Source organism: Clostridium fessum, from assembly GCF_003024715.1.
Taxonomy (GTDB): domain Bacteria; phylum Bacillota; class Clostridia; order Lachnospirales; family Lachnospiraceae; genus Otoolea; species Otoolea fessa.
Genome location: NZ_PYLO01000004.1, coordinates 193,826 through 206,848, shown reverse-complemented (window position 1 = coordinate 206,848; position 13,023 = coordinate 193,826). Strand labels below are relative to the sequence as shown.

7 protein-coding genes are annotated in these 13,023 nt (G+C 41.5%); 4 read left to right on the top strand and 3 right to left on the bottom strand.

Annotated elements, in window-relative coordinates; all coding sequences use genetic code 11:
- Nucleotides 1-94: 94 nt before the first annotated feature.
- The gene (locus tag C7U56_RS12250; protein ID WP_233430268.1) at nt 95-1,564 is read right to left on the bottom strand and encodes an RNA-binding domain-containing protein; all 1,470 of its coding nucleotides are present in this window, start codon (nt 1,562-1,564) and stop codon (nt 95-97) included.
- Nucleotides 1,565-1,662: 98 nt separating this feature from the next.
- Between C7U56_RS12250 and C7U56_RS12245 the strand changes: the two genes are divergently transcribed.
- Together C7U56_RS12245 and C7U56_RS12240 are read left to right on the top strand one after the other, a co-directional pair.
- Entirely contained in the window at nt 1,663-3,210 is a 1,548-nt protein-coding gene (locus tag C7U56_RS12245; protein WP_107001444.1) for a PspC-like choline-binding domain-containing protein, read from the top strand.
- 228 nt (nt 3,211-3,438) lie between these two features.
- Complete coding sequence (locus tag C7U56_RS12240) at nt 3,439-5,115, top strand: AAA family ATPase (RefSeq protein ID WP_107001443.1); 1,677 nt, start codon at nt 3,439-3,441, stop codon at nt 5,113-5,115.
- Nucleotides 5,116-5,318: 203 nt separating this feature from the next.
- Here the strand turns inward: C7U56_RS12240 and C7U56_RS12235 are convergent, their stop codons facing one another.
- Both C7U56_RS12235 and C7U56_RS12230 read right to left on the bottom strand, forming a co-directional pair.
- On the bottom strand, nt 5,319-6,890 hold the full coding sequence (locus C7U56_RS12235) for an AAA family ATPase (protein WP_107001442.1): 1,572 nt from the start codon (nt 6,888-6,890) through the stop codon (nt 5,319-5,321).
- A 361-nt stretch (nt 6,891-7,251) separates the two neighbouring features.
- A complete protein-coding gene (locus tag C7U56_RS12230; RefSeq protein WP_107001441.1) occupies nt 7,252-8,850 on the bottom strand; it encodes a PspC-like choline-binding domain-containing protein in 1,599 nt (532 codons plus the stop codon).
- Between the two features lie 618 nt (nt 8,851-9,468).
- Here C7U56_RS12230 and C7U56_RS12225 point away from each other — a divergent pair.
- Both C7U56_RS12225 and C7U56_RS12220 read left to right on the top strand, forming a co-directional pair.
- The gene (locus C7U56_RS12225) at nt 9,469-11,256 is read left to right on the top strand and encodes a phosphotransferase (RefSeq protein WP_107001440.1); all 1,788 of its coding nucleotides are present in this window, start codon (nt 9,469-9,471) and stop codon (nt 11,254-11,256) included.
- A gap of 324 nt (nt 11,257-11,580) precedes the next feature.
- Entirely contained in the window at nt 11,581-12,951 is a 1,371-nt protein-coding gene (locus C7U56_RS12220) for an N-acetylmuramoyl-L-alanine amidase family protein (protein WP_107001439.1), read from the top strand.
- Nucleotides 12,952-13,023: the final 72 nt, after the last annotated feature.

Below are 13,023 nucleotides of genomic sequence, written 5' to 3'. Positions count from 1 at the left end.
TATATTTGGTTTCTTTCATCTTTTCAGGTCAGCAAAGCTGAATCGGAATCCGAGCTTCCAGTTTGCACGTTTAAGTTCTGATTTAGCTAATCGCTTACTCTCCTGTATAATAAACATTTTTTCCAGAACCATTTATATGCAATTTTCCGGCACTGGATAATTCCTTTAAGATCCTATACGCTTTTGTTGTACCTATATTTAAAAGCGCTTCGGTTTCTTTTCTTGTTATTTTTTTATGCTCTGCTACATATGAGAGAATTTCAGCTTTTTCAGAAGATAGCGGCTGTCGGTAAACTGCTACCAGACGTTTCCTTGGTTTTGACAGCTTTTGTATTCCTTCGTTTCTATTTGGAAGTGTAACACGGAAAACACCTTTTGCTGTTTCAAAAAAAGGCTTTTTTTCGTTATCTCCATAGGCTCGTTGAATTTTTCCAATTCCTGTACCATAACTTTCTATTAACATCATGCGATAAAAAATAGCTGCTAAATTAGGATTCCTTGGCTGCGATACACCCAGAAAAATAGAATTTAATTCCAGTCCAGAAACCAATCCTCCCAATGAGACAATTTCTATACGATCGTCATAAATATTTATAAGATTACTTCCGCTAAACGAATAATCTCGATGAACAATACTATTTAAAAGAGATTCTCTGATTGCCTCTTCTGGGTAATCTTTTTTATCAATACGGATTAAACCCGAAAAACTGGCTTGCGTTTTATTGTTTAAATCAATAAACTGATAAACGTCTTCCAATTGTTTTAAAATAGAACCAGAAAATTCCTTTCTATCTCTGAAAACCGCTTTATCTGTTCCTTGAAAAAGAGCCACTTTTGTTGTTACTTCACATTGATCCGATAATAGCAATGCAAGATTTGTGTATAAATGATCATCACCTATCAGTTTTAATGTTTGCATCTGTGATCTTCCAAACGCAATTTTTCGTTTGTGCATCTCATTTTCAAAATACTCAAATGTCAAATCCTGATTCATGCTTCGGCTTGTTTCATAGGAACATCTGCCGCTTTGAATGATCATTTCCCGGATGCCCTCATCTGTCATGGGTTGTGAAGAACTTCCTTTTCGAACATATACACCACTGGGCTTTAGACCTTTTTCCCGAATATAATATGGACGATTCGTTCCTGTTGCAATATTAATTTCAACGACCGTTTTTCCGTCAATTTCCACAGTTTTTATATTGACAAAAGGCATAATATCAGGTGCGATAGAATCTTTTAAAGAACCTGCAACCTGAAGCATGATTGCATCTGGATCATCTACGCCAATAATTGCTCCATCTTTTCTAACACCAATCAAAATAGTACCTCCAGAAGCATTTGCAAAGGCAATTACTTCTTTTCGAATCTCAGGTACATATTCTTGCTTAAATTCCACCTCTTGATTCTCAAACGAAAGCATACTATTCACCTTTTCACCTTTCTTTCTTTCTTTCTTTCTTTCTTTCTTTCTTTCTTTCTTTCTTTCTTTCTTTCTTCTATTGTATTTGGGAAAGAAAGAAAAGTCAACGAAAAAAAGAAACGAAAAATCGACAAATCCCACCTCCCGATACTTTTCTATATCCGAAGTATAATGACCTGGTAATGCAGTTAGGATTTCGAGAAAATTATTTCAAAAAGTAAAAGGAGAGTGCATTAATTATGAGAAAGCAGACTAAATTAGTTGCAGTACTTTCTGCAGCAGCTTTACTCGCTATGGGTGCTTCCATGACTTCTTTCGCAGCTGGTTGGGAGAAAGATGACGCTGGTGTTTGGCACTACTATGACAGCGACGATGAGATGGTAACAGGCGAGTGGAAAAAAGACGGTGGTAAGTGGTTCTATCTGGATGATGACGGCAACATGCTGACAGATTCTTGGGTAGACGATGACTACTATGTAGCTGAAGATGGTCATATGCTGACTAACGAGTGGAAGAAGACCGTGTCCGATGACGATCAGGATGATCCGGACGAGGATGGCGAAAGCTGGTACTACTTCGGCAGCAAGGGTAAAAAGACCACTTCTGATGATAAAAAGATCAATGGCAAGACTTACTTCTTCGATGAAGATGGAAAAATGCAGTATGGTTGGTATGCTGATTCTAACAACAACGTATACTACTTAGGCGAAGAGGATGACGGTGCTAGAACCAACTCTTCTTGGCTGTGGTTAGCTGCTCCGGATTCCGAAGATGATGATGAGAAAGATGCAGCAGATGCCGTAAGCCATGATTCTCAGGATGATGATGATCCGTGTGATGAAGAAGGTTGGTACTGGTTCGGTAGCGACGGTAAGATGTACAAAGACGCTAAGCAGAAAAAGATCAACGGTAAATACTACTACTTCAACAATCATGGTCAGATGCTGTATGAGTGGATCAATGGTGTTAAAGCAAACGTGGCTTCCAATGCAAAACTGGATAGCGATTCCATCGAAGCTACCGCTTCTGAAGTACGTTACATGAACGTAGTTGAAGAGGGCTGGAGAGCTGATGGCTGGTATCAGATCGATGGTGCTGATGCACTTAAGGCAGGCGATGATACCGATTGGTATTACTTCAAAGACGGTAAGGCTAAGAAAGCTGATGACGGTGAGAAGAACAATACTGACTTAACTGATGACGGTGCTAAAGTATATACCAAGAAGATCAAGATCAATGGCAAGAACTTCTGCTTCAATGAAATTGGTCAGATGCAGACTGGTTTACAGATGATCGATAAGAAATTCTACTACTTCGACAATGATGGTTATATGAAGACCGGCAAGATTGCTAATGTTGAAGAAGAGGATGATAACTACACCTACTACTTCGAGACCAAGAATGGTAAGAATGGTCAGGGTTATACAGGTGAGAAATCCGGTTACCTTTACTGGAATGGCAAGAGACTGGAAGCAGATGATGATTACAGAATCTATGTTGTAGGCGAGAAATACTATCTGGTAAACAACAAAGGTAAACTTCAGAAATCTACTTCTAAAGAGTATGATGTAGAAAATTTTGGTGATGACGTTAAGTTTACGTTCAGAAACACATACGAGATTGCCTCTTCTACTAAAGATGGTTCTGAGGGCACCTATAAGAACGCCGCTACATTACCGAAGATTGAGCTGTTCGACAATGCAATTTATCAGGATGCACTGGGCGTTACACACTACGAGAATACAGATGCTTACGAGGCAGCACAGAACGCTGTAGCTAATAAATAATCTATATCTCAAATAACATTTAAAGAAGAGCTGTTACACAAACGTGTGGCAGATCTGAATAAAATGAAAAGGGTTGTGCACTTATATGGTGTAACAACCCTTTTTTGTTAGGGTGATTCCCAGGGGACTTTTTCTATCTTTTCAATCTCTTTCTCCACCTTGTTTCCCCCAGCCTTTCATGATATGATAATAAAAACAGCCTGATTTTTCGAAAGGAGCGATGATTCTATGACGAATCTTAATATTCCGGTTGGCGTCTCGGATTTTTCTCAGATACGTGAAAATGGATATTACTATGTGGATAAAACGGGACTCATTTCGGAATTATTAAAGAAAAGCACAGCAAACGTCACGCTGATTACTCGCCCCAGACGATTTGGAAAGACGCTGGCTATGAGTATGCTGGAACATTTTTTCGATATTCGACATGATAACCATTCGTTATTTCAAGATTTGGAAATCAGTCATGAATCAGCTATTTGTCAAACATGGATGAATCAGCGTCCGACTCTTTTTATTACCTTTAAGGATGTAGATGGGATTACATTTGACAGTGCTTTTGATATGCTGAAATTTGTCATATCCCAGATATGCATCGAATACTCTTATTTGGAGCAAAGCGATGCCGTCAGCGATGCATATAAAGAGATTTTTAAACGACTAAAAAATCAGACTGCATCTGCAACAGATGTAAAGGGTTCTATCCTGATTTTGATGAAAATGATGCAGGCTTATTATGGGAAGACAGTTATTCTTTTGTTGGATGAATACGATGTTCCCGTTGCGAAAGCAAGCAGCAATGGGTATTATCAGGAAATGCTGGAAATCATGAAAGCAATGATGAGTACCTCATTAAAAGATAATTCCAGCCTCTGCTTTGCGGTTGTGACAGGATGCTTGAAAATTGCTAAAGAAAGTATCTTCACTGGAACCAATAATTTTGTTTCGGATACCATCACAGATTCTCGATTAAATGAATATTTTGGCTTTACACAAAACGATGTAAATCAGATTTTAAAGGAATCCAATACTGCCGAATATTCGGATGAAATTAAAGCCTGGTATGACGGTTATCATTTCGGATGCTTTGATGTATATTGCCCGTGGGATGTGATGAATTATCTTCGGGATCTTCAGCATAATCTTTCCATGAAGCCTGAGAGTTATTGGAAGAATACAAGCGATAATGCAATTATTCGCTCTTTCATTGATTATGCTGGAAGCAGTATCACAATGAAATTGGAAAAATTATTGTCCGGCGGATATATTTTCCAAAAGATTGAAGAAAATTTAACCTATGATTATCTTCATTCTTCCGAGGATAACTTATGGAGTATTTTATATTTAACCGGTTATCTGACGCGCGTTCGAGAGATGGATATTCAAGAAACTATTCCAGATGGAACAACCGCGTTGATGATTCCGAATAGGGAAATCAAAGATATTTTTGAGTCAACAATTATAAAATGGTTTAACGAATCAACGAAGCATTGGAACCGCACAGAATTATTTCATGCGGTATGGGATGGAAACAGCGACAGGATGACGGATGAGATGAATAAACTTTTAAGAAAAACCATCAGTTATCATGATTACCGAGAAGACTTTTACCATGCATTTCTGGCAGGTATTTTTACTGGTGCCGGTTATGTGGTGGAGTCGAATAAAGAGCATGGAGAAGGACGAAGCGATGTGATTGTCTACGACTCTGAAAATGGACAATTGGCCCTTTTTGAAGTGAAATATTCCAGCACGCTTGACCAGATGAAACAATCCTGCCAAAAAGCACTTGCCCAGATCGATGAAAAAATGTATGCAAAAGAATTTGAGGATTCCTATGATAAAATTTTGTGTTATGGAATTGCTTTTTTTAAGAAACGCTGCCTGGTATATTTGAAAGATTGAATTAGTAAACGGTACAACGTTCGACCTTGACAAAAAGAGGACTCCGCCACCTCAGACTTCTCTGAAGTGACGGAGTCCTCTTATATCAAGCTATCAGCTTAATGATTCAGATTTGAATTGGATGTCAAATCACATCGGCCGCAAAAAGAGGATTTCTCAATCAACATCTCTTTTTACTGCCGCCGTGACAAATAACTTGCTTTTCATTTTTTAAATTCTAAAATTTTACATTCATGTTTTCGCGTCTTTAAATCATAATTGATTCCAACCAGCAGCATATTTCCTGAATAATCTTCCAGATTCTGGAAATATTGTTTTTTTAATATCTGGTGAATTGCGCCTTCGGCCGATTTGTTCCATTTTAGTTCGACAATCAAAGCTGGCTTATCCGGAAATTCTTTTCGCGGTAAATAAACTATATCTGCAAATCCAGATCCCGATGGAAATTCACGATAAACCTGATAAAAGTTTCTGGCAGCGTAGAGTGCCAGTGATACAGTATAACTCAGTGCATTTTCATTATTATACTGTAAATGGGATGTTTCAAAATGAGCCTGTTCCATATAGACAGCTACTTTTTCTTCATCTTTTCTCCAGATAGCATTAAGTAAATCAGCTGAGTTTTTTAATGCTTTCGAGACCTCTCCCCATTGAGAAACCGAAACCGCATTTACAAACTCTCCACGGATTTCATTATTCGGAATAAAAACTGATTTATGGCTGAAATCGTATCCAAGATATCCCAGATGAATCAGCAAAGTCAGGACATCATCCTCGCTGTGAAATGTCGTCATATCATTGCTGAAACTGCCTGTATTGACCGGTACCATTTCTCCAGCCATCATGCTGAGAACGTCGTCTTTCAGCCCATCAAAATTCATGTCAATATATCCGCGCAGTGCCTCAAATGTTTCGGTCTGGTTCCAATAAGAATCGCAGATACCAGAAGTCATAGCAGCCACAACCGAACGCGGACTGTAAATAGAAGAGGCTTTTTCAAAGCGATATCCATCATACCATTCTTTGATTTCTGCCAAATCCATTTGATAATCTGAGCAGAGGCAGCGCACCTCATTTTCTGTGAAACCGACATATTGCGCCAGAACACCTGGATTTGCCATCGAGAATTCATCAAACATATTGAGCGCAGAATGGGTACCGTATTTTTTTATTGGCAATATTCCTGTCATATATGCCAGATGTATATGTGCCTTATCCTTTAGAAAATCACGAAGAAAATCCAGATATCGTTCCTGAGCCGCTTTATCTTCTGCGTATTCCCTAAAAATACAATCCCATTCATCAATGATTATAATAAATGGCTCATTTGTTTCAGCATAAATTTCCTTCATATTTTCCGTCAGATCTAATTCATCATAAAAATCAATCGTTGGATATTCACGGCGAATTTCTCTCATGAGTGAACGCCGGATCCGCTGAATCAATTCTTCTACATTAGAGCTTCGACTTAAAAATTCCTGGATATTTAAAAATATAGTTGTGTAAGTGTTTAAATATTTTTTATAATCTTTTGAACAGCTGATTTTTCGGTCTTTAAATAAAGTATCAGACTGACATCCCTTACTATAATAAGCAGCCAGCATATTGGCTGTAATGGATTTTCCAAATCTCCTTGGGCGGCTGACGCAGATATTTTTCTGGTTTGTTGCCAGCACACTGTTGGTATAAGAAATCAGCTCTGTTTTATCTACATAGATCTGAGAATGCACCGCTTCTGAAAAAGCTGCGTTTCCGGGATTTAAATATATACCCATATGGCTCCCTCTCTTTTTAATAAAACTGCACGTTTATCACACATCATGATAATTTGTTGTTTTTATTATCATATCATGAAAGAATCAGTGAAACAAGACTTGGAAGATATGCTTAAACTCAAAATGATAGTACTGCAGAGAGTTTTGCATATTCTATTCTTTAACTGACAGAGGGCAAATGCAGTCATACAGACAGGCTTCATTTACATTGCGACCACATAAAAAACTCCGCCATCTCGAAACACTTCGAGGTATCGGAGCTCTTTTTACTAAAAAAGAAGCGGCATTCCAGAAAATATCCTGAAATACCGCTTCTCAATTATCCTAGGTCAAATGACTAATCGAATAAAATTCAGATTAATTATTTGTTTAATCCTAACCAACCTTCAACAGCCTTAGTACCAACCAGATTTGTGTAGGTATAAATATCGTCATCATACAGCTGGATGAACGGTACAGATACGATCTGATCCTCTGTAACAACATCTTTACCAAACTGAGCTTCTGCATCAGCAATCAGCTCCTCAGCTTTGATTGTCTTACCGCTAGCTAAAGTAACGGATACAACTTTCTTGCCGCTGATCTCTACTTTTACATCATCCTCAGCGATGCCCTTGTTCTCGATGTCATACTTCTTGGAGGTCTTCTGAACTTTACCCTTGGTATTGGTCAGATAGATATCTCCATCATAGTAGTACAGTCTGTAGTCATCATCTGCATCCAGTCTCTTACCGTTGAAGTACAGATAATCATCTTTCAGACCATTGTAGCCAAGACCATTCTTACCATTCTTGGTGTTGAAGTAGAATGTGTAATCATCATCGTCGTTCTCTACAGATGTTACGCGGCCAGTCTTCTGATAGCCGTTGGCATCGAAGTAGTAGAATCCGCCGTCAGCCTGGCAGTACTGTAAGCCATCCTGCATCTGACCTTTTTCGTTGAAGGAGAAGTATTTACCTTCAATTTTGATTCTCTGAACGTATACAGCTCCGTCATCATCGTAAGTAGCGAAGTCTTTGGAACCGCCATCAGCGTATTTAACTTCACCGTCATCGATGTAGTACCAGTCTGTATCACCATCAGCATCCAGATCCTCAGCGCCGTCGATCTGATACCAGCCGTTACCTCTGGAACCATCTTCAACTTCGTTGTAGTATCTCATTACGCTGGTTGTAGCTAATTCGCCCTTAGCAAGGTTACCATCAAGCTGTGCGTTGGAACCCTGTTCAACAGCCTTACCATCAATCCACTCGTACAGCATCTGACCGTGCTCGTTGAACATATAGTATTTGCCGTTGATTTTCTTCTTGCCTGTGTCATGATATGCTTTACCAGAAGACTGGAACCAGTACCAACCCTCATCATCACAGTTGTCATCTTCAGAACAATCAAGAACTACTTCCAGATCATCATCATCATCCAGATCGTTCTCATTGTTACCGGATTTCTCAAGCCACAGCCACTGAGACTCAGCTCTCCAACCTTCGTCCTCAGTACCTAAGTAGTATGCGTTGCCGTCTTCCTCGTGCCAGCCATACTGCATCTCACCATCTTCGTTGAAGTAGTAGGTCTTGCCATTGATCTTCTTATCTGTATCGGTAACTTTTTTACCTTTGTTGTTGAAGTAGTACCAATGCTCGCCGCCGTCTTCCGGATCATCTTCATCCTCATCAGCCATGGTCTTTTTCCACTCGTTGGTCAGCATATGACCATCTTCAGCTACATAGTAGTCATCATCTACCCATGTATCTGTCTCCATCTCACCATCTTCGTCAAGATGGAACCATTTACCGCCATCTTTCTTCCACTCATCGGTTACCATCTCATCATCGCTGTCATAGTAGTGCCAAACTCCAGCGTCATCTTTCTCCCAACCAGCTGCGAAAGAAGTCATGGAAGCACCCATAGCGAGTAAAGCTGCTGCAGAAAGTACTGCAACTAATTTAGTCTGCTTTCTCATAATTAATGCACTCTCCTTTTTACTTTTTGAAATTCTTTTTCTCGAAATCCTAACTGCATTACCAGATCATTATACTTCGGATATGGAAAATTATCAATAGTTTTTTTACAGAATTTCCAACTTTTTATTTTGAAGTGGAATATTGTCTGTATTTCCTATGTTTCTCTTCCCTGTGAAGTACTGCCTTTCTCCGATACACCCACATTATAATACACGTTTTTCCAAAATACCATAACATTTATCTGTGCATTTTCTTACGGATTTTTTACGAAAATTCTTTATAGTTTCGTAATTGTATTTATATTTGTACAATCCTGTTTTGACCGCCAAAATGCCTGTATTTCCAGTATTCTTTACGTTTCTTATTTCCCACAGACCACCTTATCAAGCCTTTCGTCACTGTTCACGCATACATGCCCAGTAACTCCCCCGCAGCATTGCTTTTTCCGTTTACTTTCTCTGTGTTTATGCTATAATGTTCATATATCACTTTTGATTTTATTTTTTGAACATGCAACAACTAGAACCTATTTTCACTCTTATCCATCTATAATGATGACGAAATACGTGAATATATAAGAGAAAAATAAAAGAATTTAATAATTCAGGAGGTTTTATATGGATCGCTATGGACTGATCTGCCGGAGTTTCTATGAGAATCCGGATGTGACCCAGCGGGAGCTTGCTTCGATTTTGAATCTTTCCCTGGGGACTGTGAATAAATTGCTTGGGGACTGCCTGGAGGAGGCATTCCTCATGACAGATATGGATACGGGGAAATATCTGCTGACCGAACAGGGGCTTAAGTATCTGGAACAATTTAAAGTGGATGGCGCCGTCATTACCGCCGCCGGGTTTGGCTCCCGGTTTGTGCCGCTGACGTTTGAGACGCCGAAGGGGCTTCTGGAAGTGTTTGGCGAGCGGATGATTGAGCGCCAGATCAAGCAGCTCCATGAAGCGGGGATCACGGATATCACAATTATCGTCGGTTATTTAAAGGAAAAGTTTGAATATCTGATCGACAAATATCAGGTCAAACTCCTCTATAACCCGGAGTACGCCACCAAAAATAATCTGGCTACGATCTACCATGCCCGCGAGCTGTTCCGCGGCCGCAATATGTATCTGCTTGTCTCGGACAACTGGATTCGAAATAATATGTACCATAAGTATGAGTGCGGCGCGTGGTACTCTTCCGTTTACATGGACGGTGAAACGTCTGAGTGGTGTCTTTCTTCTAATAAAAAGGGGCGCATCACATCGGTGCAGGTCGGTGGGCATGATTCCTGGGTCATGTATGGACCTGCGTTCCTCTCGCGTGATTTTTCCAACCAGCTGATTCCGCTCATTGAGGAAGCCTATCATCAGCCTGGCACAGAACAATGGTACTGGGAACAGGTTGTCGTCGATCATATCAAAGAACTGGATTTTTCGATGAACTGCCAGCCGGCGGATCAGGTCTATGAGTTTGAAAACCTGGAAGAACTGCGCCTGTTTGATCCGAAATATCAGAATCATTCGGACAATGCCGCCATGCAGCTGGTCGCACACGTTTTCAATGTAAAAGAGGAAGCGATACACAACATCCGCTGTCTCAAATCTGGTATGACAAACCAGTCGTTCCTGTTTGAACTGGATGGAAAACATTATATCTGCCGCATTCCGGGTCCGGGAACAGAATTTCTGATTAACCGAAAAGAGGAGGAGGCTGTTTACAAGGCGGTCACACCGCTTGGCATTACCGAACATATTTTGTATTTTGACGGAAAAACCGGCTACAAGATCGCCCAGTATTATGAGGGCGCTCGGAATGCGGATGCAAAGAACCCGCAGGAGATGGCCGCCTGCATGGAGATGCTGCGGAAGCTGCATCATTCCGGCGTGACGGTTCCGCACACGTTCCGCATCCGGGAACGGATTGATTTTTATGAGAAGATCTGCCGCGGACATGAGGAAATGCTGTTCGAGGACTACCCGGCGGTCCGCGCCCGGATGAATGAACTGATGGATCGGCTGGATACACTGGAACGTCCTTGCTGCCTCTCCCATATTGACTCAGTTGCGGACAATTTCCTGTTTCTGCCGGACGACTCCCTGCGTCTGATCGACTGGGAGTATGCAGGCATGTGCGATCCGCTCATTGATATTGCGATGTGCAGTATTTATTCATATTATTCACAGGAAGAGCTTGACCACCTTCTGGAAGAATACCTCCAGCACGCCCCATCAGACGAAGAACGCTTTGTCACGTATGCCTATGCGGCGCTCGGCGGTTTCCTGTGGGCGCTCTGGGCGGTCTTCAAGAGTATGGAAGGACGCGAATTTGGCGATTACACGATCGTGATGTACCGGTATGCGAAAAATTATTATCGAAAAATTGTTTCCGAGGACTTGTTAAAATTGTAATATTTCCGTTAGGTATTTTACATTTATCTATGTTATACTTATAAAGTAATTTGATATGATACCAGGGTCAAAAGGTCAGAAGTTCGACGCAAGCTTGCTTGCAGGAGAATTTTTGACCTTGGAACCCGCCAAAAACATGAGTAGGTAGCCATTTTTCAAAGAAAAATGAGCGAATTACGAATGTTTTTGAAGATTGCGGGAGCATATAGTGCGGAGCAATCTGGTATCAGAGGGGTCAAAATGCCTTTTGACCCCAACATCTTTGATATTAATTTCTACTGTAATCATAAATAACGATAAATCACATTGCAAGGGGGATACGCGATGCGGAAAAGATATGCAAAACTGCTTGGGCTTGCCTGCCTGATCGGTGCCATGGGGCTGCTTCCTTCTTCCCAGAGCCGTGCGGCCGGATGGCTGAAGGACGGAAACTACTGGTACTACATGACCGACGACGGTCAGAAGCATACCGGATGGGTACATATCGGAGAGAAATATTATTATATGGATGAATCGACCGGCAAGATGGTGACTGGATGGCGTCAGGATTCATCCACTTCCGCCTGGTATTATTTCAACCAGAGCGGCGAGATGATGACCAAATGGCAGAAAATCAACAACTACTGGTACTATTTTAACCAGTACGGTGTGATGCAGAAGGGCTGGCTCCAGCTTGATACGGTCTGGTATTATCTGGGTGAGGATGGACGGATGTTTACCAACTGGCAGAAGATGGACAACGGCACCTGGTACTATTTCGGCACGGACGGGGCGATGCGGACTGGATGGCAGAAGGTAAACAGCACCTGGTATTATCTCGACGAAAATGGAAAAATGCTGACCGGTTGGCAGCTTATTAAAAATGAATACTACTATCTCCATGATGGCAAGATGCTGACTGGCTGGCTCAATGACAGCAACGGAAACACCTACTACATGGACAAGACAGACGGCAATATGAGCCGCGGCTGGAAGCAGATCGACGGCACCTGGTACTATTTCAATGAGTACGGACACCGCCAGAAAGGCTGGATTAAGGTATCCGGCACCTACTATTATCTGGATGAGAACGGTAAGATGGCTTCGAACACAACCCGGACGATTGATTCGGTGAAATACACCTTTGCCAAGAGCGGTGCGTGCCAGAATCCACCGTCCAGTCTCTCCGGCATGAGCGACAGCTATTTTGACCCAAGTGCTTCACAGGGAACAGGGACTTCGTCTGGCAGTTCTTCTTCAAGCAGCACTTCGGGGCCAAGCGGAACGGCTTCGAACAATTCCAATTCAGGGACCTCCAGTTCAGGTAACACAAACAATTCGAATAGTTCCGATCCTTCGACCAGTTTTACTGCACCGGGAAGTTCCAACAGCTCCAGCTCGTCAAATGGTTCTTCGTCGGGCACAACCGTTCCGATTCCTGGAAGCGGCTACAGCAGCTCCACTTCCACGCCGGGCGGGACTTCCAGTTCGTCAGGCTCTTCGAATAACCAGACAAGCAGCAGTTCCACCAGCGATACCGGCAATGTACCAAGCCGCATCTACAGCAACGGCACGACTTACACCGCACCGACGACATCAAGCTCCAGCTCGTCAGGCTCTTCGTCAAATTCGTCCGATAAACGGATTAACGGATTTACCTCCAATCAGGGCGATACGATTCAGGAGGGGCAGACGCAGGGTCCTGGGCGGAAATAAACCGTATTTGCAAAATATATAATTGAAATAAAAAAGATTTTGACCAACGATTCATAGCCTATATCGATGGTC